The following is a 25,015-nucleotide window of genomic DNA, read 5'->3' as shown; positions in this document are numbered from 1 at the left end:
GCTCGACCATAAAGAACGCTACGCATGGGGCATTTCTCGCATCTACGACAATGTGCGCGCTGCCGACCTGCGAAGGGTTCGGTTGAGCGTTATGCAATGTTTCGGTTCTGCCACTTATTACCACGTTAAGGAACAACTCCGCGCCATTACCGAGGAAGAGCAACAGAACATTCGCAATGCCTTCATCATAAACGGATACGACGGCAAAAGCATCGAGTTCGACTACTATGAAGAACATTATCCTACACTCATGCGTATGAAGCACTACAAGTAGGCCTCACCCCAGTCTCTCCCTTATGCCTCTTCCTTCATTCATATAAGCCATACAGTATTGTTTATATAAGTCTTTCCATATTATATATGTTTGTATAACTAATTATACAGACGTGTAAAACTAATTATACAGATTTGTATAGTGAATTATACAAACGTGTATAATTCTGCTGATATTGGCTGCGGAGAACATAGTATATAGTATATGGACTGTTGTATATAAACATATTGATGAAGACAGTTGAAGGCATGAGTTACTCGTGAATATTTGGAGAGGATAGGAATAAAAGATACGCAGTACATTATCGGTCGCCACTTTGACAAAGAGCACCCTCATGTGCATATAGCTTTCAACCGAATAGACAATAACGGTAAGACGATTTCTGATCGTAACGACAGATTCAGAAGTGAGAAGATTTGCAAAGAATTGACCGCCAAATATGGTTTATACTTTGCTGGTGGCAAGGAGAAGGTCAAGGAACATCGCTTGAAAGAACCTGACAAGACCAAGTATGAAATCTATCAGGCGTTGAAAGCAGAAACAGCTCGGTGTAGGAATTGGAAAGACCTTCTTATCCACTTGAAAAAACAAGATATTGATGTCCGCTTTAAGTACAAAGGCAATTCACAGGAGGTGCAGGGAATCATCTTTGAAAAGAACGGCTATTGTTTCAATGGCTCTAAGGTGGATAGGAATTTCAGCTATTCTAAAATAGACTTTGCTCTGCAACAGAATAACAGGGAACACGAACAGCAGACACAAGGAATGATAAACCTCATATCCAATGTTGCAAGTGTTACGAGCGAAATTACCAACAACCTCATAGAAGGAGGATTGGATTTGTTTCAAGCTCATGGTACTGTCCCTGCGGAGGTTTATAACACACTCGATAAAAAGAAAAAACGTAAAATACATTTATAACTATGGCAGATAATAATACATTTGTCCTCTTTGAGGAAATTAAAAACAAACTGGAGACAATTTACAGGGAACTAAAGGAACTGAAAGAAAAGGTGAACAACTCTGCCTCTCTCCCTGTTCAATCTACACCAGCACAAACTAAAGAGCGGAAAGAACAGGAATTGCTCAATCAGTATGAACAGCGAACTAAAGAAGTGATTAACAAGTATATTGGAGTACAAGTACGCATCAAGGACGAGGAAGCTAAATCCATGGACAAATTGGTGGCAAGTGTTTTGACTATGTTACACGAGTGGCAGGAGCAGAAAGAACATCCACAACCTCAAGAACAGATTCACAGACACAGTTTTGACATCAAGTCCTCGAAAGTTTTTACTTATATGGCTGTGACAACTGCCGTATGTTTTATTTCTTTGGTCGGCAATTACTTCCTATGGAAAAGCAAACGGCAATACAAGGATGATGCCTTGAAATTCCGTATCATCAGAGTGTGGAGAGGTTGTAGTCCTAAGGAAGTCCTATGGCTTAACGATGTGTTTGACATTCATCGTAATGAAAAGATTATCAAACTAATCAAGGAAAAAGCAGATGATTACGACATGGAATTGAAGCAAAAGGCGGATAGTCTGATGCAAAGAAAATTGAAGTAACTCTATACGGAATAAGCCCAACCAAACGTGGGGTGCTTGGTTGGGCTTGTGCGCTGCATATTAGTCTATGATTTCCCAAAAGCCGCCTTTATTGGGACCGACACGGCGAAGGTATTTATCACGCATAGCTTCTATGTTACGAGATATAGAATTTTCACTGATTCCCACATGTTTGGAAAGTTCCGATTTAGAAATATATGGATTCTCTATTATTAGCTTGATGATAGAAATACGATTTTCTGTTAATTTTTCATTGAGAGCCACCGCTTTTTCTATCACCTTATCTATCACCTCTTGATGAGTTTTTATCACCTTTTCTATCACGTTAACATCCTTTTCTATCACCCTTTCTGTCACCTTCGGCACTGTAATCTTCAGAATAAAATCATCAAGATGGAAAGATAGATGTGGTGTACCATTAGCTTCCAACTCCCTGCATACACGATCCACACCTTCGCCAAACTCCTTTACAAAGTTGTATGCTTTAAGGAATTGAGCGATTTTTGGATTGCGTGAGAAGTGTGTATGTCGAATGTTAGAGGGCTTAACCGTTCCTGGCAATCTGCCCGGTGATTCAAATACCAAGCGATTATCAAACATCTTAATTTGGATTTCCGTACCCTTTATATTATAGGCACGGTGGCAACAAGCATTAACTACCATTTCTTGTATCACAAACTTTGGATAATCTCTATGGGTTACAAACTGCCCATGTTGTCCAAGGAATGTATGTTCCTCTACTTGGGTTTCAAGATAAGCTATCGTGGCTTTCACCAGATCAAGTATAGTTCCTTCAAATGTTACATCCTTAATTACGTTCATCTCTGCACCCACTCTCTCTTCAGTACCTTTATAACGGATAAAGCGAGTACGCCCACGAGGAAAGAACTTTTGAGGATATTTACCAAACAACAGAATACAAGCCACACTAACTTGCTCCTCTCCCTTTGCATTGGTTGTTATGAAGCTATTATTCTCATGTAGATATTGCTTGGCAGACTTGGTATAACCAATCAATTCTGTATATCTTTCGACAGCAGCCATATCAATATCATCAACCGTAGCATCATACACTACCGTATCTTCGTAATAGCGCTCTCCCTTATCGTACATCAACTGTATGCGCTCTTCAAAAGACAGCCTCCTGCTTTTGTCGCCAACACGCATAAAGGCTTCATCTGCCTGATTAGTATGTAGTTCAGAACTTGCAGGAATATGCATCAATAAAATATGATTTTCGTTTCCATCTTTATCCGTGCATGGTAACAAGTCGCTGGTAATAGACACAGAAGGATTACAGAAGTCTAAGGGCACACGAAGCAACTCATTCAACTTTTCCGTATGCTGGTCAACTCCTTCTATCTTCCTTGTCTTGTCAGACACACCGATAGCGATATCACCACCGTCAGCATTAGCAAACGCCACAATGGTAATAGCTAATGCTTTCGGATCAATTTGAATGCTTTTGCAATCAAAAGTCTGATCTTCCTTGCGGGTTGTTATTTCTTGAATAGTCATATATTGTACAACGAATTCTTTTACCTCTTTGTTCTGTATCCATATTTATCTGTAATATCTTCCGCAGCCATTAATGGTTTTTCTTCAGGTATCTTGTACCTTTTTATGCTATGATCTTCCAGGAAAATGCTATTGAGTGTAAATATCAGGGATTCCAAAGTACATTCTCTTTGGGACGATTTCAATTCACATTCCCAGATTGTGATGCAGTGCCACCCCATTAAGGCTAGTTTGCGACACACTTCCCGGTCTCGTTCCTGATTCCGTCTGATCTTATTTATCCAGAATTCTGTATTAGTTTTCGGTATTGTATAATACCTACACCCCTCATGCCCATGCCAGAAACATCCATTAACAAAAATACAGGTTCTGTATTTTCTCATCACGATGTCCGGTTTTCCAGGAAGCCGTGGATGATTCAGTCGATAGCGGTATCCATGTATCCACAGCCACTTGCGCACAACAACTTCTGGTTTTGTGTTCTTGCCGTGAATAGCTGCCATATTTTCATGGCGCTGTTGTGGGGTATACGTGTCGCTCATAGACCTTCTATAAAACGCTTGTTGATAGATACTTATTCATTCCTTTTTCGTAGGAGTGTAAAAATATACGGCATCGGATGGGCATGATCATTTAAACCGAATTTGTAGATTTAATTTAAAATACAAATTTCCGTCCTGTCCACGATAAAGAGTGGCAAATTCGTACTTGCTTGACGAAGGAGATTCGAGACGTGTGTTGTAATAGAGATAGTCTTCAAAGAGATTGCGGTCATAGAAATGATAACAAAGTACGTTTCCATCATCTTTAACCACGAGATAACCACCATTAGCCTCATATTTTCCGTTCCAAGGTGTATGTGGTACCATGCCGAGTGCAGATGCTACCAAAAGGTTTTTAATTTTGCACTCATAGTACTTCTGATTGTTGGTCATGTCATATCTCATCGGATTTTTTGAGGCTATTATCTCTGTCAGAATTTTCAGGTCCTTACTGCCACCCTGATTACCTTCCAGAAGGATTGCAGCCATTATAGATGGCAGGTAACTGTCTATCAGTATGAAGTTATTACGGCATATTGGATCATCCATATTTTTGAACATGAATTTTCCTCCCATTTCTTGAATCCTCATAACACGGTCAATAAACTTTGTCCGTGTTTTGATAGCATTTATGGTCGCTATTTCGGAATTAGAAAATTCATGACCTTTTACCATAAAAGTGAAATTGGTGGTTTTTCCAGCATTGAAAAGCGTGGAATCGCTACCGAGTTTCGACTTTATGCTGAATCCAAGCATGGGGGACATACCTGTCCGCAGATCATGGATAACAATTCTGATGTCTGTTTTTTTCTGAGATTTTGCTTTTATATTGCTGCAATGAATTTCAGACATGAATTGTTCTATCTCTGGAGCCACGAACGCACCGTTTGACTGGCGAATGATACTAAGCAACATGCCTGCCTTTTCAAGAAAATCTGATACTTTCCTGCGTAATAATTCTATACCATCTTCTGTCACCACAACAATATCATCTTCTAAAGTATACTCGTAGTGTCCTTTCTTTTCATCACGCAGAATTTTCAGTATAGGGTAAAACAAATTTTCTATCTTGTTCAGATTTCCGTCACCGGCATAAACTTGTTTTTCCCCCAACAATTTGAAGAGAACGTAAATTTCACTCCACTCTCCTTTGTTAGCAGTCTTTGTCATATTATTAGTTATATAATTCCTAACATTTGAAGTTCCTTCTCTGCTGTGGCTTGAATGGCAGGAATAGCTACAGAATTGCCAAACTGCTTGTAAGCCGAAGCATCAGCTACAACTATCTTGAATTTGTCAGGGAAGCCTTGCAGCCTTGCCCACTCGCGGGGGGTCATGCGTCGGATGCCTTCACGGTTTACTTCGCCTTTGATGTTCGTAATGGGGGTAAAGTCCTTCAACCTTTTATCAATCAAAAGATTACGTTCCCTGCCCATGCCACCTACGACGATGGCGTTTGCTACACCATCTGTATCAATTATTTCATAACCAAACCCATGACCAGCCGCTTCATGACGGGCACGATGGCGTTTCAGAGTTTCAACGTAGGTTGTAGATAGATAGTATTTTACTGACGGAACTTCATTTTCCATTACATCACGGAAACGTGGACGGTTCTCGCCTTTTGTTTGTGGCTCTGGGTAATGGAAATTTGCAGTGTTTATGTGTAAATTCTTCCGAAAGCCGATGATGTAGATACGCTCACGATGCTGTGGTACACCAAAATCCATAGCATTGAGAATCTGTGGTGGCACCACATCATAGCCAGCATCGTCAAGGTGTCCAAGTATGGTCTTTAACGTGCGTCCCTTGTCATGGATAGCAAGTCCTTTTACGTTTTCGAGAAAAAAAGCACGTGGTTGATGTTTACGGAGAATAGCCTCTATTTCAAAGAACAAAGTTCCGCGTGTCTCATCTTTGAATCCCAGACGATGCCCAGCAAGAGAAAATGCCTGACAGGGAAATCCACCGCACAATATGTCAAAGTGCTGGGGGATATAGCTCTTGGTTGATTCTTTTGTAATGTCACCGAAAGGCATCTCACCATAATTTGCCAAATATGACTCTTGTGCTTTTGCATCAAACTCCGAGGAGTAAACGCATTTACCGCCAAGGTTCTGAAGAGCGATACGAAATCCCCCGATACCAGCAAACAGATCAATGAAGGTAAAACGAGGATGTTCAGGGACGGGGAATGGCACTTTGAAAAAGTCCGAAAAAAGATTGTACTGGAGAGGTGATTCTGCTGCCATCCATATCTGTTCATCACTTAGTTCGTCATCGTTAAGCATCTGACGTGACTTCTTGCGAGAAAGGAACTCGCGGATGGCCAGAATAACTTCTTCTCTCTGGCTTAAATCCATTTCCTTCTGTTGGTTGTGAAGAAAGTGGCTTAACAGAGCCATCTGATTCTCATATGATGTTTCGCCGTAGATTCTAACACCTTCCGTCGTAACTTCTTCTGGGAAATTTACTAATTTTATTTTTTTGTTTACCATGCTATTCTCATTATTCTTCAAAGTAATCGGAATCTAATTTCTTTACTTCATATACTTTCTTTTCACTAACTCCTACATTGTATTCTATCATATAGTCAGCAAGTTTTTTTCCGTCAATAAGAACAATCTTCTTGCTAGCCTTGTTGGCTGTTTCAATTGCACCAGTAGTGAATTTACTAGTGGTTATAAATACTCCCTTAGTGGCCTTTTGTTCATCAAGTGCACCAATGAACTTGTGTATCTCTGGTTTACTGACAGGATTATCTGCATATCGCTTAGCTTGGATATAGATCTTGTCAAGCCCAAGGGCATCCTCGGGAATGATGCCGTCCACGCCATTGTCATGACTGGTGGGAGTGACTATGGCCATCTCCTTGTTTCGGCTTCCGAATCCCATATTTAAGAGTAGATCAAGCACAAGTTTCTCAAAGAAGTTTGGACTCATATCCAATACCCGTTGTAGCAAGTCTGCGGCAAGGTCATCATTAATGCTCTTGAAAGCAACGTCCATTTGCTCTGTTGGGGTCAATTCATCTAGTATCTCATCTGTTTCAGTTTTCTTGTATGTCTGCTTGTCCTTCAAAGATATAGACATGTGTGCATATTCTGCAAATTCAGAATATTGCAGCAAGTCTTCTTTTCTTAGATAGGTATGCATCTTCAAATAATCTCTACCGCGTTGTGTTATCCGATATACTCCACGCTGAGGTATCTCTATAAAAAGGGCGCGCCTCAGCCATTGGCGAGACCAACCAATGCGGTCGTTCAATTGAAAAGCAGAACCATTCTTCGTCTTCAATGAACAATCCTCTTTACTGAGATTAAAATGCTTCACAAGAGCATTCTTCATTTCTGTCATGCTCACATCCTTATCTTTGAGTTGACTTAAAAATGGGTAGAGAAAATTTTCAAACTTTGGTATCGCCATATTTAGTGTTTTAAGCCATATTCAACAAACTAATTATTCTTGCTTTAATATTCTCATACGTGATCGTTAATCGACTTTTTGCTATTACTGTTAGTCGAGAGGTGTGTGCTAGAGCATCTCTAATGGGCTTGTATTCTGTTGCATCTCTCCTCAAAGTAGCCTTTTTTATTCGATCAGTTTCATCATCTGCGAGATAAGCTAAACTATCCATATCCAAGTGAGTTAAATTTGTATCATCTTCTCGAATATTAAAGTTAATATTGGCATTCTGTTTTGCGTTTTCTGCTTGTGTCTTCCAAGCATTAATTTTGTTTTGAATATTTTGAGGAATGGGAATGTTCTTCTCCTTGACATATTTCCGTAAAAGGTTCTCAGAAACGAAACATTCGCCATAAGAAGATAGATTAAACTCTGCATCTTCTTGCATTTCCTTTATCCAACCATCTACTTTCTTTCGGCTAATATCATTTTCCTTTGATGGAATGAAGTCTTCTACCACCACATTAAACAACTCTTTGGACTTTCTTTGTTTCTTAGTCATTCTTGAATTTTCCTGATCCCCATCTTGATTTATTTCTGTACGCCATATATCCCAATCGTTAATTATGGTCTTGAGTATATTTTCTAACATATTCAATAAGTCCTTAAACTTAGGATCGTCAGGAACAACTCCTTCTCGACTACTTGTGAAACGATCTATGTCATCATCTAAACTATCAAAATGTATCTGTCCATAAAGGTAGCTTTGAACAATTCGTGCAATAGGAATATGTCGCAATATATCCTTTTCTCTCAACCGTCCATTTACATACAAATCAATGGTTACCTTTTCATCTGTCCCTTTTATTTTTATATCAGAAGGCTTCTCTACAGATACGACAAAACCTTTTATAGCAGTGTTCTCTAATGAAATAATTTTAGATTTAAGAAATTTACTATCCTTAATATAAGGATCTTCCGTATCATTGAGTATCCAAGCAAACTGGGTTTTATCTTTTATAGAATTCAGTTCTTTAATAGTTATTAGCTTTTCATTTATATAAATATTAAATTTAGGATCCTTTAAAGAAAAACGGAAATATAAAGCTACTAACTTTGTTATATATTCAACTCTATTGCGAATACCGTCTTTTAAATCTTGAAAGATTATAACGGTCCCTTCTTTACCTAATCGTTCTTTATAAGTTGCAATTATAGTATCATCTGGCACGCCTAGATTATATTCATCAGAAGATATGTCATTTCTGATAGCTTTATCAAGCCCTGCATTATCAATTATTCCACCAACCAATTCTTCTTTTTCCTTTTTTGTAAGAACTGTTATTGTTTGGGCACATGAAAGTAGAGCTAATTTACCAATACCTTTTCTTCCTATATATGGACGTCCGCTATTTGTATGCGTACTCTTATCTTTTCGTTTAGAATATCCAATTTTCAAAAATTTATTTTGAAAATCATCCTCATCCATTCCCTCACCATCGTCACGAACAATAAGTATCCTTGCTTCACGATCTATGGTGATATAAACATTATGCGCATCTGCATCCCATGAATTAGATACAGCTTCTCCAAGGACTGTTATAAAATTTCTATAAAGATTTCTTCCCAAATGATTGAGAATACTAAGTGATATGTTAAAATTATATTGTTTCATAATTGGATATTTCTTAAATGTTGCTTAATACTTTCTGCTATTACTTCTCCTAATTTCGGAGGAACTGCATTTCCTATATACCGAGAGACTTTTGTTAATGAAACGTCTTGTTCATTTGGGAAAAAATTATAAGTATTAGGGAAAGTTTGAAACAAAGCAGCTTCACGGGCAGATATGGCTCTATTTTGCTCAGGATGCCCAAACCGGCCATTGCCCAAACCTGTACATAAAGTAGTCATCGTTGGAGCAGGTTTATCCCACACCATACGACCATAGACACTACCAAAACTTTTACCGCCATTCTTCTTATGGCAATTTAACATCAAATCTTCTGGCCAATCTTTCCAACTTCCACCGTAAGGAGTTGCCTTTATCCTTTCCATATTCAAAGGAGTTAATTCACGACACCTATGTAATGAATCTGTAGGGCAACAATGTCCTGCTTCTAATGGTGGAAGATACCCTATAGCATCTCGTACTGTTACATAATTTTCTTTTGTATGAGTAGGTGGAATTATTTTGATTTCACCCCAACGCGAAGCTAGAAGCACCAAACGCTTACGAGTTTGTGGAATTCCATAATTGGGGCAATATACAACCTGATACGTTACAAAAAAATTCTCCTCCTGTAACACCTTAATAAAGTCAGACAAAACCGATTTTAATTTAAAGGATGTAATAGCAGGTACATTTTCCATTGTTACTATATCAGGATGAACTTCTTTTACTAATCGCCCAAATTCATCTAAAAGACTATATTTTTCTTTATCCTTAGTCTTATTTTTAAAAGCATAAGAAGAGAAGGGCTGGCATGGTGCACATCCCGCTAAAACTTTAATAGAATTTTTAGAATAAAGAGGCAATATATCTTTTTGAGTGACATTCCTTATATCTTTATATTGAAACTCAGCTTCGTTATTAGTCTCATAAGAATATTTGCAGGTCGCATCCAAATCAAAACCTTTGAGAATTTTAAAACCTTGTGATTTCATTCCATAACTAAGCCCTCCTATTCCGCAAAATAGATCTACAACCTCTACTGATGGTAATCTTCCTCGTCTTTTATGAAACCTTTTGTGGAGCATATTCAAATTGTTAGTTAATATGTGCAAAGATAAACATAATTTGCTATAAACACGAGATATTTACTTATAAATTCAACCCTGGCAAACTATTGATAGCCTCTGACTTCAACTTATCCACTGCACGAGTGTATTTCTCGGTATGCTTCAATCCGCTATGCCCTAACAAACTGGCTACCGTTTTAATATTTGCACCATTGTTGAGAATGTTTACAGCAAAACTGTGGCGAGCACAATGCCAACTGATGTGTTTGTTAATGCCAGCACGTTTTACCCACCGTTTCACAGATTTACAGCAACTCTCATACGAGGGAAGATTGAATATAGAAGAATCCAAATCGTCTGGAGCGTCACCTATCAATGACAATAGACCTTCGTTCAGAGGAATAACTACACCACTATTGACAGAATGTCCTTTGGTCTTATTCTGTTCAAACTTCAGCAGGCGATTGGTATAATCTACATTCTTATAGGTAAGGTCTTTTACATCACAGAAGCGCAGACCACAATACAAACAAAGGATAAAGGCACGTCTGACATAAGGATTCTCATTCTCATAATGACATTGAATCAGTGCTTGTATTTCGTCCATTGAGATTACATCTTTGCGTAACACTTGGTCATCTACCTTGCACACAACACCCTTGCAGGGATCTTTCTGCATCACTTCATGGTCTATGGCATAGCGCACAACTTTCTTGAAACGCTGATAGATGCTTTTTGCCCCTTCACCCACACTTCGTGATTGCAGGTACTCTACAAACCGTTCCATTATGTCCTTGGTTATCAAGTCAGGTTTAATACTAAACTCATAGAGAGGGTATTGCTCTTTCAGAAAATCCTTAAAACGATTCAAAGCTATCTTTATCATTCGCAGGTCTTTCTTCGTATAACTGTCTATGTACGCCTGATAATAGTCTAAGAAGTTGACATTTCTGTCTTTCTTCAGGCGATAGCCAAGCATGCTCTCCTTAAACTGCTGTTCACGCTCTGCACGAATTTTGGTAGCCAGTTCAAGCGTTTCTTTGTTTTGTTGTCGTTCTATAGGAGTACGGGACTTGACTATCAAATACAACTGCAAATTCTCTTTTCGCCTGTTGTGTTTGATGTGAACTTTGGGCTTACCCACCATTTTACCTGTTTCATACAAAACAGGATTGCCATTATCATCTAAAACTGGTGTTTCTTCTCTACCAAGATAATACTCAAGATAAAGACTTATCCGACCATCAGAAAGCACATTTTGGGCTCTTCCGGAATTTGGAGTGATAAATACATAAAATACGAAAAGAAACCGCTGTAAATATTGTATATTTTCATTTAATCTGGCACTTTTTTCTATGAGTCTGTCCATATCCCTTAAAATCTTCTGGTCTGTGATTTGAGCATAGATTTATGTACTCGCAATAGAGATATGGCTCATCATTTTGGCAATACTTTCTATAGGAATACAAGATTCCAATATCAGCGTGCCGAATGTATGGCGAGCTACATGAAAGGAATTGGCGAATACCGCAAGTCAGATCAACAGGCTTGAATGTCCGTACCGTTCAACCAAAAGAACTGGAAGCCAACCTTCATACCTTTAGCCAAAGGCAAGAAAGAGGATTGAAACGGTATTTTCACAACTCACCGACCAGTTCCTATTCATCAGGAACTACGCCAAAGAAATATGCGGTCTTTTTGCCCGAATAGTGGGAAAAGTCAGTGCGATGACTGCATTATAATACATCAACTACATTAGCAACAAGCCTATAAGCAGGATCAAGTACGCACTGATTTAACGTGAGTTCGATATAAGCTCTATGCAATTACCCTGCTTTTATCAATTATCTCTATGTTCATTTCTGGCTTCTTGGGCAACAGATTGTATGCAATGAGTCCTGCTATCAGATTTGTTGCAAAGTTATCAAAAGAGCGATGTCTGGTGTGTTCTATCTGACATACATTCTTCAGTTCATCGTTCACCGTCTCTATCACAGAACGCTTTCTGAGCAACAACTTATCATACAGGCTCATCAGTGAGTTCTTCATGTTCTTCTTTATCTTGGTCACCAAATGTATATTGTCCACAAAGAGCATCTCGAAGAGGTTCTGACTAATATACCCCCTGTCTGCGAAGAGTTTTCCAAACAACCTCTCGGTGAAGCGTTTATCCTTCAATGGCTCCCTGTCATCTACGTTTCCTGGCGTGAGCTTCCACTGGATAATCTCTCCCTTGTCATTGATGACAAGATGTAGCTTGAAGCCATAGAACCAGTCCATGGTGCACTTTCCCTTTGCCGCCCAGCCCCTCATGGTCCTGTGCTGCCGCTCACGCTTGATGTGGCAGGAAGCCAGTGGTGTGGAATCAATGATGGATATGCCTGAACACTTGCCCAGTGCACATGTCAGGAGAAACAGCAACAGGTGCAGTGCGACCTGTGCCTGACGCTCGACGAAGCGGTTGTAGGAAATCCGATGTGGGAAGTCTCCACGCATATGCTGGCAGATATAGTCTAAGTAGAAGGACTTTAGGTCTCGAAAACGGTGGGTGTGGAACAGGACCAGAATAGTCATGATTTCACTGTCCGACATACGGGAAGCACGATTACGGTGCCGCTTGCCGGGTACCTGAAGCGTATGTTTTTTCAGCTCAGGAGTAAAATACTTGCAAAAATCGTCGAATATACAGAATATTTCTATTAAATTTGTATCAGTCACAGGAGTGGGTATTTATTTGTAACTCTTTGGTTTACAAGTATACAGGTGCGAAAAATATTCCGCTCCTACAACTTTTCAAAAAACTTTCTTATATCGAATTCACGTTCAAATAAGATTGATGACTGTTTGCAACATATAACAATGAAGAAAATTATATTATCAATGGCAGTAAGCCTCTTTATCTGTGCTTGTACAGCCAAAACAGAATTGAAAACAACAAGGAGAACTCCGATAGATAGTTTAGTGGGAAACTGGATATATTACCAATATAATGGAAAACAGTCTGACACAAACCAAACTTTTCACCTTGTATTGAAAAAAACAAAACAAGATACTGTTGTTGGCTACTACTGTAGTACATGGAACAGTGGAAATAGAATAGATTGTTCCACAGAAAATGTGAATAATATAAAAGGTGTTTTCAAAAAAGACACCCTCTATCTCTCTTTTTATGGTTTCTATGACGACGATGCAAGGGGAAACGCAAAAGTTTATAAACAAAAAAATGGTGATGTTATTTGGAAATTAATGGAATGCAAGGGCGTGTTTTACTTACCAGAGATGGTGCTATTGACACATTATAATGCAGATAAGTTTCATGCGGAAATTAATGCTATAGACTCCTTAAAAGAAAGGGAGGTGGTTGTAGGAAATCAAACTGAAGTGTGTATCGAAAAAATCTCATTACCTTTTGATTTCTACCAATTTCAGAAAGAACAGGAACTTTATGATATGGGGGAACAAGATGAAATGTCATACCATCCTACCAGTATAGAAGGAAATAAAGAGTTGGAATATACTTATAAAAGCAGATGGGATAAATCTTTACCGAGTCTATTTTATCGCATCAAAACAGGGAAAAAATATCAGCTTGATTTGGTTTGTTATTATCTTGAAAATACTCCGTCACTAATTTACAGACTTATAACATCAGTTAATGAGAATGTAATAGATGGGGTAACAGTATTTTCACAAATAGGAGAAAATAATAGAGATTGGAAAACTAATTCCTTTACCATATCTAAAAATCTTGATATAACTGTGTATAAGAACAAATTACATAAAGATAAAGTTATTAAAAAGGATGTGGTTGATAGATATACTATTGATGATAAGGGAAGATTTATAAAACAATAAATCTTTCCTCCTGAAGTTATATAAGCACTTTATATGCGAGAAGAAGGACTGGTAGTTTACTCTGACAAAGGTTGAGCTTTCACTGACGGACAATCAGGCAGAAGAAGTAAGGAATATGTAGACAGAAAAGACTCAGATCTACATGGAACTTTTTCTTAAAAATGGATTGAGATTTTCACCCTATCAGAAAAACTCCTGAAGATTTGAAAACTATCACCAAAGATACTATTTGCTCTGTTCTTGCTTTCATGGTCTCTCACTCGTTCTCTAAAGTTTTCTGTTTCTCCAATATATGCTTTCGGTTTTGTAGCCTCGTCTTCACCTAATAAGATATAGAAAGCCGGTGTTTGTAACTCATTTCGTTTGTTTAAAATTGAAAGAGGTGAACGAGGAATGACATACATCTGGCAAATTTTATTGCTGATAAACACATACTGCGTTCCTTTCGGATCAGCATCTATTAAATATGTTGTAACCGTTTTACCCATAATTTATATTTAACTCTGCAACACTTTTCTTATATTGTTAAACACTTGGTATTCTCTATTTGCGCTTCGTTATATGCTGTTTATACTTCTTATTAACAACAAATGGAACACGCTCCACAGTAACATTACTTGTATCTAAGCCTAAGGCTTGTTCGTCGTCTACACCTATATGTCGAATGAAACCAAATAGGTGTAGTGTTATATTATCGGACGCACTCACCACTGTAGATGCATAATAAATTCGATGAATTACTATAAAACGGAAGTCGCCAGCTATGTTGTGTTTGCGTAATGACGGATATCCGCTTCGTATATCGAACTGTTTCTCGGCAATAAGGTCTTCTACTATTTGACGTAAATAGAGTGTCATAAGCGGATTAACTCTAAATCCCACCCTTATGTTAATTGCATAAAGCGTATCGTTTATCAGTTCGCTACAAGTGTAATCTAAGGTATCTGGTGCGTCGTCGTATATAAAATGCACTAAAAAATAGTGATCGGCACGTTTTGGTTGCTTATTTATTATGGAATAAATCAGCTTGTCTTCCACTACATCTTCGCGTTCCGATTGACGTATATACACCAGGTTTGTTGCATACTTTGGTATGGTTTCATCGGCTTTTATGTCGCATATTATATCGTAATAGTCGGACAGTTTGTTAAACTTAAGATATTTTCTGCGTATATTCCAAGCCCTATACCATATATACATAATACTTCCTACAAAGAGTGCTAACATTATTGTGAACCAACCACCGTGTGCAAATTTGGTTAGATTGGCTAAGAAGAAGAAGCCTTCTATAAGCAGATAGACGGCTAAAAAGGCTCCCACTATCCAATGTGGTGTGAACCGTTGGCGCAAATAAACTGCCAGCATTACTGTGGTGGTAAGCATTGTTATGGTGATAGATAAACCGTATGCTGCTTCCATGTGAGCCGAAGTTTGAAACAGTAATACTGTTACAATGCACAGAATATAGAGCATATTGTTTATCTGTGGTATATAAATCTGACCCTTATTCCTTGATGGATACTTGAATTTAAGCGTAGGCCAGAAGTCTAAATGCACAGCTTCGCTAAAAATGGTGAAGCACCCGCTAATGAGTGCTTGACTAGCTATAATGGCTGCTCCTGTTGCTATTACAACGCCTGGTATAAGTAACCAGTTTGGCATAATGCCATAAAACGGGTTGATACCTGTGTGTATAGTGTTTATGTTGTTTATAATGTAAGCGCCTTGCCCCATATAGTTGAGTATGAGCATTACTTTTACAAATATCCAACTAACGGTTATATTGCGCCTACCACAGTGTCCAAGGTCGGAATATAGTGCCTCTGCACCTGTTGTACAAAGAAAAACCGCACCCAGTATTAAGAACCATTCAGGGCTTGACGATAGCAGTTCTATGGCATAATATGGATTAAAGGCTTTTACGATAAGTGGGAAATCGGCTATATGAACGATACCCAACACACCTAAAAGTAAGAACCAGACTAACATAAACGGACCGAAATAGCTACCTATGGAGCCTGTTCCGAAACGCTGAATAAAGAATACCACCGAAATGATAACTACAACAATTAACACTATAGGTATATTGGTAGATATGCCATGCAACCCTTCTATGGCTGAGGTTACAGTAATGGCAGGTGTTATTACACCATCGGCTATCAGCGTACTCGCTCCCAACATTGCTACAAGGTAGAGCCAACGGCTACCACGTTTACGTATTAATGCAAACAGAGCCAACACCCCACCCTCGCCCTTATTATCGGCACGAAGTGCTATTACTACATATTTCAGTGTGGTTTGCAGAGTTAAGGTCCATATTATGCACGACACTGCACCCAATATATAGTTTGCACTAAAGTGCGGATTTGCACGCATAATAGTGCGCATAACGTAGAGCGGAGATGTACCAATATCGCCAAACACTATGCCTATGGCTATTAGCAGTCCCATTGCTGTAAGCTTTTTATGGTTAGAAAGTTCTGATTCCATTTTTACAATCTTTTAATCTTATGCGATGCAAAAGTAGTGCAAGTACGATTAATAGAATATTGTAACACGTTAAAAAATACCAAATAGTGTATTTTTCTAACTGTTTAAGCACTGCCATAATAGTGCTTAAATATGCTTAAAACTCTGTTTAAACATTGCAGCTTTACTATTTCTGCAACCCACTTTGCCACTTGGTTCAATCCAATATATGGTTCTATGTGCTACAGCTCTACTTTTCGCAATGTTTAGTAGTAAACTGGCAATTCTACTATCGGTATCTCGTTTAATTCTGAATAGACACTTAACGCATACTACTTCGTATACAAACTATACCAATTTGCATACTGGGCAATGGAAGATTATAATCAGATAGAAGCCTCTAAATGTTTAGAAAAATCAGACACACTTTTGTTACTCTTGTTTCAGATATCTGTAACACTCGTTTCAGATATCTGAAACGTTCGTCTCAGATATCTATCAGTTGCGGTTTAGATATCACAAAAAGCTATAGCTTTTATAGCTCTATATTATAGTGCTTAAAAAACATTTGTTTGGCTGAGACATATAAAATGTTTTATGCTGCAATGTTTTGATTTAAATGCTTTTGTCCACTTTTCCCAAATATATTCATTGCTTTTCAACAGAAACGAAACCTGGTTTCAAGATACAAATAGCATATAAACGCAACAATTCCACGTTGTTCAACTATTGTTTAACCCAAATTGGTAGTTAGAGCCTAAACATATTTCGTTTTATTATTGAGCAGCTTGTCTGCCTTTGCAACGCAGGCGTAGCAGGCTACGTAAAGTTACAAAGACAGACAAGATGCCGATAAGAAAACAAAAGATGTTAGAAAACAATACCATAGTGATAAGAACTATACATATTGTAGTCTAAGCACCAAATTGGGTTTACGACGTGGAATTGTAGAAAAGCAGTAAGCATATAAGCATACTTACTGCTTCTTTCTGGCTGGTTTAGAACCAATAGCCGCTGTTATCGTGTGGAGCAGGTTCGCCGTTTAACCTATAGTATAGTTCGGTAAGAGCTTGCTTATAGGTTAAATTAAAGGCATATTTCAGCGTACTTATCAGTCGTTTGAACGATGTTGGCACCTCGTTCTCTGTCATTGTTAGTGTTACGTTGTCTTCGCCTTCTCCCAATTCTGCCCTGTCCATATATACCATTACAGGTAGATTTATTGTTGGATACCACTTTTCATTTTTCAGCTGTTCGGAAGTAGGAACCCAGTCAGCCACCTTTGAACGCGCCTCAACAGGTTCGCCCCATGTGTCTTTAAACACTAAGTTCTTTAAATTTACCGTCTTCTTATTGTGGCTTTCCATCAACATAATATTCAGGTTACAAGTTTGGCGACAATATCCAAACGACAGAATACCCTTAAAGCCGAGAGGGTCTTTCAACCCGTTATATTCAGCTTTGCCACTGTGCATAGTTTCATTCCATGGAGTTGGGTCTACATAATCGTAGCGCATAAACTCTTGATTAGTGGGGTTGTCGAGCTTTGCGTCAAAATCTGGAAAAGGTTTTTGATCTTTCACCACAAAGAAGTGCTGGTAATGCTCGCTTTGCCCATTGTCTATAAACTTACCATTCATAAGGTTGCCTGCAGCATCGTAATATTTTATGTCGAGTGCAATGCTTACCGCAGCTTCGGAGTTTTGCATTTGGTTATAGCTCATAGCATAGAGGTAAGGTGGATTCTTAGGGTCGGGCACCCATTTGTCGCCTTGCAGTGTGTAAACAAACTCTTGTGGAGCGTCCATGTATTTCACACCATCGTACATTTTGTTCTCGTGGAAGGCAGCGTAACCATGTAGGTGTCCCTCGATAACATTTATTACAACCTTAGCTGGCTTAGGACCTGCTAACTTCTCGTTCTTGTTCTCTGGCACAATATCGTCGTTGTTGCTACAACCTACAAAGCCAGATAGCACTGTGCAAAGTAATGCTAATTTTAGATATGTTCTTATACTTCTCATAATTATTATATTTTGTTTTGAATTGTCAAACTACTTGTATTGTTGGTTAAAACCTATCGTTTTGAATTTTATTGTTAGATTTATCTTATTGTGATACACATTAGTCTTTTACCTCAATAGGTATTTTAAACTTTGAAAGCCACTCTCCTTTTTTCAGAAGTTCAGGCGAAGGAGTCCAGAAAGGCGATGTTTTGCCGTCTGCATCAAACTTTGTTTTCTTTCCAGAATAGAAGAGACCGAGCGTTAAATCGAACTTTGTGTTTGGTTTTAGGAAGCGTATGAAGCCCGTTATGCCCACTGGTCCTCGTTTTTTGGTATTTGTTCCTTTATATTTATCGGCATAAGCGTATTCGAAAGGAACCTTTGAACGGTCTGTAACCCATTCATTGCTATTGCCATTGTTTGGATAATACAAAAAGAAATTTTGGTATTTATAGTCTAAATCATTTTCCATTAAGAACCAGTTAAAGTGTGCATCTTTATCATCAACGTAATCTATAACAAACAAATAAACATTTTGTGGCTCTGATTTTGCGCTGTTGAATACTAATTTATTCGGCTCACTGGTTTTATCAAATATGATTTTTCCATCTATATCAACCGTAAATTTTATGTCAATATCTCCTCTATAACTAAATATGTTTTCCCAACTTAGGCTATCGTTATATTTCTGCCAATAATTTATATTACCTTTCGTTATTGCTACCCTTAACTTTTTTGGGTTAAAAGGTGGTTTATTATCTTTTATTGCTTGTTTAGTTTCTCCATCTTCTGTTGAACTTTCTTGGCTACAAGCTGTGAAGAGAGCAAGTGCGAATAATCCTAACAACAATGGCAATACATTATTTTTAAATCTCATATTCTTTTTTATCTTCATTGTTCTGTATATGTTTAAGAACTGATGTATCGGTTTAAAGATTCTCACGTATGCATCTTATCTTATAAAAAACACATTAATCTTCTATTTCAATTGGTATTTTTATTTTTAGTAACCATTTTCCTTTTTTACTAAGTTCAGACGATGGTCCCCAGAAAGGTGATATCGTACCGTCTGAATTAAATTTCGTTTTATTACCAGTATAGAAGAGACCGATTGTTAAATCGAAATTAGTATGAGGCTTTAAGAACTGCATGAAACCGTAGAAACCAACTGGGCTTGGATTTATTAATCCATCTTCCCAAAAAAGATCAGAATAAATATAGGTGAATGGAAGCTTTGATGGGTCTTTAACCCACACCTCTCTATTGTCTTCATTTATATAATTCATAAAGAAATGCTGAAGTTTATAGTTTAGTTTATTGTCTGAAAAACCTGTTATACCCCAATTTTTATTTCTCGGATACGATACCATCAACCTATATACACAATTAGGTTCAGACTTTAAAGTCTTTACTACGAATTTATTCGCCGAATTATATTTGTCTGGTTTAGGATTTCCGTCTTTATCTAAATGAAATAGAAGCCCTATGCCACTAATTTCTTTAACTATGTCTTCTCGTTTTGGATGGTCTTTAAATGTCATTCCATCGGCTAATTTAACCTGATCTAACTCAACTGTTACCTCACGAATGTCAAGATTGGTAGTATCCTCCTTCTCTTCCTTTTTAGGCTCTATTACTTCATCTTCCTTTGAATTCTCTTGACTGCAAGCAGTGAAGAAACTAAGTGCGAATAATCCTACTAACAAGAACAATACATTATTTTTAAATCTCTTATTCTTCTTTATTTTCATTGTTTCGTATTTGTTTAAGATTACTGATGTATCTGTTTAAAGATTCTCACGTATGCATCTTATTTTGTTAAAACACATTAGTCTTTTACCTCGATAGGTAATTTCACACTTAAATCCCATAGAGCCTTATTAAGTTGAGCAGGAGATGGAGCCCAGAAAGGCGAAGCTTTGCCATCGGTCCCAAACTTAGTAAGGTTGCCAGAGTGCATCAATGCTACCTTCAAATCGAACTTTGTATCAGGCTGCAAGAAGCGAATGAAGCCGAAGAAGCCCATTGGATTGCTCTCGCCTATAAACTTTCCTTTGTATGAATCGGCATAAGTGTATTCGTAAGGTAGTTCTTCACGATTCTTAACTAGCACATTGTGCGCGCCATTATTTGTATAATACATAAAGAAATGTTGATGAATTTTGTCTTGTTCGTTCTCAAAGAACTGGTTGTTCATTGAGTTTCCTTTGGCGTTATAGTAGTCTATGCGTAGCGAATAAACCACATTAGGATTTGTTTTAATGCTTTTCACAACGAATTTAGACAGTCCTTCTTCGCCCATTTTAAAGTTTTCACCTTTCTCAACCTGCCAAATAATCTTCTGTACATTATTTGTTGGAACAAAATCTGCCTCTTGTGGCATACTGTTAAATCTTACGTCGCTTCGCAAAGAGCCTTCAGTAAGTGTGAACACGCATGCCGTTGGATCTTCGTGGAGCTTATTAATTTTCTCGTTTTCAGGTTTATCAGGACTACAAGCGGTAAGAAGTGCAATGCAGACCAAGCCTAACATTATGGGTAAAATACTGTTTTTAAGTTTCATAATTTTATTGTTTATCATTTGTTTATTTATATTCTGTTTCCCTTTTAGAATTTCCACCCTATGGTAAGACGTATATCTCTACCAAGGTCGTGTGCATAGTATTGAGCACGATTGGTATATTCTTTATATTCCTTATTGAATATGTTGTCAGCCGAAACAAACAAGCTAAGAGTGTTGTGTGTATCTATTCGCCATTCGGTTCCAGCCTCTAATCCAAACAAGCTATACGAAGCAGGAGCATAAGCAATAAGGTCGGAAGCTGCATTAAAACGAGTTTGACGTGCCACAAAGCGATGTTTAACTTCTATCCATGGAGCAAAAGCCTTTCCAGAAAGGTGTGGTGTGTAAGTAAGGCTGTGATTGATACGGAAGGAAGGAATATACGGCAAGTAGTTATGGGTGCGTGTTTCGTTAGCCCAAATCATAGAAGAAACAATATGATACTCTATTGCAGAAAGTGGACGAAGACGCAAATCGAAGTCTATACCACGTATAAACACATCAGTCTGCATATATTGAAATAACGGATAAGTTCCCGAAATAACAGTTACATATTCGCCTTTCATAGGACGGTCGTATATATAATGTTTCACCCATTGCAGATAAGCATCGAGCCGAGCATCTAAAACTGTGCTTCGATATTCGGTAGATACTACCCACTTATAGCTATTTTCTGAACACATAGTAGAGTCGCCACGCACGAAACGTCCTGTTCCTAATTCGTTACCATTGCTATATAGCTCGAAAACATGTGGTGCACGCCATGCTAAACCAAAGTTTGTAGTTAGTGTTAGCTTGTCGGTAGCGTGATAGTGAGCACCCAAGCTATAAGTGAAATTAGAGAATGTGCGATGCCCCCCATAGTAGTCGCCAGTCCAATCGTAGCCAGCAGCCTTTGTATCTTGCCAATCAAAACGAACACCAAGCTCTGCCCCAAGTCGGTTGTTTTGATACTTTTGCAAAGCATAAGCTCCTATTTGATTTTCTGTATGGTTAGGAATGATAGGCACTACACCCGTTCCACGTTGATTAGAATGGTTACTATTCACAACTTGTGTCCCCACTTCGGTTTGCCAATCGCCATAGTATTTACGCCAACGCAGATAGTTTTGCAACGTTTTAAGGTGCATACTAACAGCAGGAATATAGGAGAGATTCATACGTCGTATTCTATTCTCCTCTCTATCGTCCTTTTGAAAAGAAGCTAACCAATAGAAGTCGCCATACTTTTCGGTGTTGTAGTAAAGCTTTAGCGTGGCATTTGTATGCACAATATGTTGGAAAGGATAGTCAATATGGCGTGTATAAGGTGTTATGTCGACAGGTCTGCCAATCTTTATACGTTCTGCAAGCAAGTCGGCATCGCCCATCTGTGCATTGTAAAGCACGCCCAATTTTAGATCATATCTGCTAAGATAACCTTCAGCACGGAAGTTCTTATGTTGATAACCAAGTGCGGTTGAGAAGTCGAACTCGCGTGTTCCTGTGTTGTTCAGCAAATAATGGGCTGCTCTTTGGTCGCCACTATTAGCGTAGGTGGCTTGAATGCGCCACGCCAACGATGGCAAAAAAGGCATAGAACCTTCTGCATTGCCTACAAATTGGTAGCGATAACCATTGGAACCATACATACTCAGTAGTCTGCCGTGTGTGTGTTTCTGATTATAGGGCAACATATCTTGTTCCATTACGACTATGCCACCAAGAGCATCAGAACCATATCGTACAGCTTCTGCTCCCTTAACGACTTCTATTTTGGTGCTACTATTCTTGTCTACTTCTGGTGCATGGTCGGCTCCCCACTGCTGTCCAGTGAGTCGTGCGCCATTATTAACCAACAATATACGGTTTCCGTACATACCGTGTATAACTGGTTTAGATACTGTTCCGCCCGTTTGAATAGAACTTACACCACTAACACGCTCTAACATAGTGCCTAACGACTGCCCTAACGACCGTTCTATTGTTTTATTGTTGAGCTGTGAGCTTACAGCATTGTTGCTAACGAGCTTACGAACAGTGGAAATTTCTACACCATCTATAAGATGATAGTTCTGTTTTGTAGTATCTGGCAGTGCCGTCTCCAGATCATATTGGTTCTGTGCAAAGGCACTAGTGGGCACAAACTCACATAATGCTATTACACTCATAAAGGTATAAAATAGCTTTTTCATATTTACAGCTATGAAATAAGAATAAAATGAGTAATTAAATAAATATTCTTGCTGCATTACATAGCGAAAGGCTGTGTTCAATAGATGTGTACATATAGCTATTTAGACACACCTGTATTAATACACAAGAAACACTATAGCAATACAGTAAAACAAGCCAACAACATATTGTTGCGAGCTTTAAAAGAGCTTCTAAGTAGGTTTAGAAACTAAGCAAAGAAGGGAGGTGCATGGGCGTTTACAGATTCTACTGATCTATAAACTATAATGGGAACTAACGCTTTTGGTTTGTGTAAGAGTGTACAAACTGTTATAGGCACATAGCTAAACAGCTTTACGACATTGGCTTTGTACATTGTAAATTCGCAAACAAAGCAAGCAGAACTTATTTGAGTATGGCTTTTGGTTGCCAAGTTTTCTGTACGAACATTTTTATAGTCGTGAAAATGCAAATCTTTTATAGCAAGAACAGCTGTGAATGTTAGCAATAACATCCAAGCTATAAATACTCTTAATAGATTAGCTCTCTTCATTCCTATTGTCGTTTATCCGTATAAAACCATACTAAATACACAAACAGGTTTACTTATCAATAAAGTATTATAACCTTATATTGCAGCATTAGTACAATTGCTTCACGTCAAGTTTCTGCAAAAGTATAGAAAATAGTAGAGACAATACAACTATTCTACTCTTGTTTATATCTTTTTAACGATATAAGTATATGGTTATCACATTAATAAATATTATCTGCACACTCTTATATACGCACCGTTGATGCCTATATATAATCTATATATAATAAGGTGTATCGCTTAAAAAGGCATTTAATAGATAAGAAAAAAGGCATAAACAAATATTTTCCGCAAATAAATGCAAAAAAATTAGGTGATTATTGGAATATTTGTACCTTTGTATTGTCCTATTACTATTGCAATTTAATAAAAGACTTATCATATAAATTCGCTATGGAGCACTTAGAAGTAATAAAGGTTTCGGAGGAGAAGATGTCTTCAGAACACCTAAATGCAAACAAAGTTTACTTCGCAACAGAAATTCTGAACGACAGTAACATGATGCCAATTTATAGTAAATTGTGCATGATGCTTGACATCTATGATGTTGAACATGAAATTATTGAAGACCCGGTAACACATTCTTGCAAAGCACTAAAACCGGCTTGGCTTGTTAACAACGTAAAAATTACAGATCACGTAGATTGCCTTGTGCGTAATATTGGCGACAAACGTATGTTAATGACGAACTGTGCAGAGTACGACTCTGAGGTTGCTAAAGCCCTAAAAGAGAAGATTGAGGCTGAAGGATACGAAGTAGTAGAACTCAGTTACTCATCGTTCGATGGCGTGCGCGAGGCTAAAGATACTAGTTGGGCATACATTAACTATATACATACGTCGAAAGTTATAATCGTCCCGATGCAACATGCAAAGGAAGATAAGGAGGCTTTACAGCAAATAAAGGCTTGTTTCCCGCACTTAGCTGTTGTTGGAGTCTATGCTGACCCATGTTTTGGCAACGAAGGGGAGTTTATTCGCTACAGTAAAAGTATCAACGAAAGTATGGTGTCGTAGTAATATAAACAATCTAAAACATATAGAATACTAATATCTTTAAGGACTTAATAAAAAAACGAAGAGGGCTGTTTTGCAAACCAAAACAGCCCTTTTTACATTGCAAAAAGCATTGCTATGTTATACATTATAGATAAAAGGTTAGATAAGAAAACCGTTTGCAACTTATATTTACAGGGCTTATGCCCACATATATACCTATAAATGGTAAATTTATTAGACAATAGTCTTAACAAGAAAACATTTATTTTATAGGACTTTTCCTTATTATATTCAAGATAACATACATAGAATTAAGATATTT

20 protein-coding genes and 4 pseudogenes are annotated in these 25,015 nt (G+C 37.9%); 6 read left to right on the top strand and 18 right to left on the bottom strand.

Features of this window, described 5'->3' with window-relative positions; genetic code table 11:
• The 3 genes and pseudogenes from HMPREF9144_RS01560 to HMPREF9144_RS01550 all read left to right on the top strand — a co-directional run.
• A partial coding sequence (locus HMPREF9144_RS01560; RefSeq protein WP_257009640.1) for a DUF6078 family protein occupies nt 1-274 on the top strand: 274 nt, incomplete at its 5' end.
• A 258-nt stretch (nt 275-532) separates the two neighbouring features.
• Nucleotides 533-1,195 (top strand): annotated as a pseudogene (locus HMPREF9144_RS01555) (relaxase/mobilization nuclease domain-containing protein); the annotation flags it as partial.
• Between the two features lie 2 nt (nt 1,196-1,197).
• Entirely contained in the window at nt 1,198-1,845 is a 648-nt protein-coding gene (locus HMPREF9144_RS01550; protein WP_006044048.1) for a hypothetical protein, read from the top strand.
• Between the two features lie 60 nt (nt 1,846-1,905).
• On the opposite strand, the gene HMPREF9144_RS01545 is transcribed toward HMPREF9144_RS01550, so the two are convergent.
• The 9 genes and pseudogenes from HMPREF9144_RS01545 to HMPREF9144_RS13965 all read right to left on the bottom strand — a co-directional run.
• Nucleotides 1,906-3,363 (bottom strand): RNA-binding domain-containing protein, encoded by a 1,458-nt coding sequence (locus tag HMPREF9144_RS01545; protein WP_006044047.1) that lies wholly within the window; start codon nt 3,361-3,363, stop codon nt 1,906-1,908.
• Between the two features lie 20 nt (nt 3,364-3,383).
• Nucleotides 3,384-3,905 (bottom strand): very short patch repair endonuclease, encoded by a 522-nt coding sequence (locus HMPREF9144_RS01540; protein WP_006044046.1) that lies wholly within the window; start codon nt 3,903-3,905, stop codon nt 3,384-3,386.
• A gap of 87 nt (nt 3,906-3,992) precedes the next feature.
• Entirely contained in the window at nt 3,993-5,075 is a 1,083-nt protein-coding gene (locus tag HMPREF9144_RS01535) for an HpaII family restriction endonuclease (protein ID WP_006044044.1), read from the bottom strand.
• 8 nt (nt 5,076-5,083) lie between these two features.
• The gene (locus HMPREF9144_RS01530; RefSeq protein ID WP_040595351.1) at nt 5,084-6,403 is read right to left on the bottom strand and encodes a DNA cytosine methyltransferase; all 1,320 of its coding nucleotides are present in this window, start codon (nt 6,401-6,403) and stop codon (nt 5,084-5,086) included.
• A 10-nt stretch (nt 6,404-6,413) separates the two neighbouring features.
• A complete protein-coding gene (locus HMPREF9144_RS01525) occupies nt 6,414-7,331 on the bottom strand; it encodes a restriction endonuclease (protein ID WP_006044042.1) in 918 nt (305 codons plus the stop codon).
• A gap of 10 nt (nt 7,332-7,341) precedes the next feature.
• Nucleotides 7,342-8,985: an ATP-binding protein gene (locus tag HMPREF9144_RS01520; RefSeq protein ID WP_006044041.1), complete on the bottom strand. Its 1,644-nt coding sequence runs from the start codon at nt 8,983-8,985 to the stop codon at nt 7,342-7,344.
• Entirely contained in the window at nt 8,982-10,070 is a 1,089-nt protein-coding gene (locus HMPREF9144_RS01515; protein ID WP_006044040.1) for a DNA cytosine methyltransferase, read from the bottom strand. Before HMPREF9144_RS01515 ends, HMPREF9144_RS01520 begins: the two co-directional genes overlap by 4 nt.
• 64 nt (nt 10,071-10,134) lie before the next feature.
• The gene (locus HMPREF9144_RS01510; protein ID WP_006044039.1) at nt 10,135-11,421 is read right to left on the bottom strand and encodes a site-specific integrase; all 1,287 of its coding nucleotides are present in this window, start codon (nt 11,419-11,421) and stop codon (nt 10,135-10,137) included.
• Nucleotides 11,400-11,568: pseudogene (locus tag HMPREF9144_RS13965) on the bottom strand (tyrosine-type recombinase/integrase); the annotation flags it as partial. The gene HMPREF9144_RS01510 and the pseudogene HMPREF9144_RS13965, both read right to left, overlap by 22 nt.
• Nucleotides 11,569-11,596: 28 nt before the next feature.
• Between HMPREF9144_RS13965 and HMPREF9144_RS12780 the strand changes: the two are divergent.
• Nucleotides 11,597-11,794: pseudogene (locus tag HMPREF9144_RS12780) on the top strand (transposase); the annotation flags it as partial.
• Nucleotides 11,795-11,870: 76 nt separating this feature from the next.
• On the opposite strand, the gene HMPREF9144_RS01505 reads toward HMPREF9144_RS12780, so the two are convergent.
• Nucleotides 11,871-12,770 carry an IS982 family transposase gene (locus HMPREF9144_RS01505; RefSeq protein ID WP_006044037.1) on the bottom strand — a complete coding sequence of 300 codons (900 nt, stop codon included), beginning with the start codon at nt 12,768-12,770 and terminating at the stop codon, nt 11,871-11,873.
• A 141-nt stretch (nt 12,771-12,911) separates the two neighbouring features.
• Here HMPREF9144_RS01505 and HMPREF9144_RS01500 point away from each other — a divergent pair, with 141 nt between their 5' ends.
• The gene (locus tag HMPREF9144_RS01500; protein ID WP_006044036.1) at nt 12,912-13,907 is read left to right on the top strand and encodes a hypothetical protein; all 996 of its coding nucleotides are present in this window, start codon (nt 12,912-12,914) and stop codon (nt 13,905-13,907) included.
• Nucleotides 13,908-14,146: 239 nt separating this feature from the next.
• On the opposite strand, the pseudogene HMPREF9144_RS01495 reads toward HMPREF9144_RS01500, so the two are convergent.
• The 8 genes and pseudogenes from HMPREF9144_RS01495 to HMPREF9144_RS01460 all read right to left on the bottom strand — a co-directional run.
• A pseudogene (locus HMPREF9144_RS01495) lies at nt 14,147-14,395 on the bottom strand (GIY-YIG nuclease family protein); the annotation flags it as partial.
• Between the two features lie 55 nt (nt 14,396-14,450).
• A complete protein-coding gene (locus HMPREF9144_RS01490) occupies nt 14,451-16,397 on the bottom strand; it encodes a KUP/HAK/KT family potassium transporter (RefSeq protein WP_006044034.1) in 1,947 nt (648 codons plus the stop codon).
• A 977-nt stretch (nt 16,398-17,374) separates the two neighbouring features.
• A complete protein-coding gene (locus tag HMPREF9144_RS01485) occupies nt 17,375-18,400 on the bottom strand; it encodes a hypothetical protein (RefSeq protein WP_006044030.1) in 1,026 nt (341 codons plus the stop codon).
• A gap of 100 nt (nt 18,401-18,500) precedes the next feature.
• Entirely contained in the window at nt 18,501-19,259 is a 759-nt protein-coding gene (locus tag HMPREF9144_RS01480) for a hypothetical protein (protein ID WP_146739289.1), read from the bottom strand.
• A gap of 94 nt (nt 19,260-19,353) precedes the next feature.
• Complete coding sequence (locus tag HMPREF9144_RS01475; protein WP_006044028.1) at nt 19,354-20,133, bottom strand: hypothetical protein; 780 nt, start codon at nt 20,131-20,133, stop codon at nt 19,354-19,356.
• Between the two features lie 77 nt (nt 20,134-20,210).
• On the bottom strand, nt 20,211-20,945 hold the full coding sequence (locus tag HMPREF9144_RS01470; protein WP_249031180.1) for a hypothetical protein: 735 nt from the start codon (nt 20,943-20,945) through the stop codon (nt 20,211-20,213).
• A 44-nt stretch (nt 20,946-20,989) separates the two neighbouring features.
• A complete protein-coding gene (locus HMPREF9144_RS01465; protein ID WP_006044026.1) occupies nt 20,990-23,119 on the bottom strand; it encodes a TonB-dependent receptor in 2,130 nt (709 codons plus the stop codon).
• A gap of 209 nt (nt 23,120-23,328) precedes the next feature.
• On the bottom strand, nt 23,329-23,652 hold the full coding sequence (locus tag HMPREF9144_RS01460) for a hypothetical protein (RefSeq protein ID WP_006044024.1): 324 nt from the start codon (nt 23,650-23,652) through the stop codon (nt 23,329-23,331).
• Nucleotides 23,653-24,087: 435 nt separating this feature from the next.
• Here HMPREF9144_RS01460 and HMPREF9144_RS01455 point away from each other — a divergent pair, with 435 nt between their 5' ends.
• Nucleotides 24,088-24,711, top strand: a complete 624-nt coding sequence (locus tag HMPREF9144_RS01455; RefSeq protein ID WP_040595349.1) for an agmatine deiminase family protein — start codon at nt 24,088-24,090, stop codon at nt 24,709-24,711.
• Nucleotides 24,712-25,015: the final 304 nt, after the last annotated feature.

This window comes from Prevotella pallens ATCC 700821, from assembly GCF_000220255.1.
GTDB classification, from domain to species: domain Bacteria; phylum Bacteroidota; class Bacteroidia; order Bacteroidales; family Bacteroidaceae; genus Prevotella; species Prevotella pallens.
Note: the sequence above shows the minus strand (reverse complement) of the source record. Positions and strands in the feature narration are given on the sequence as shown.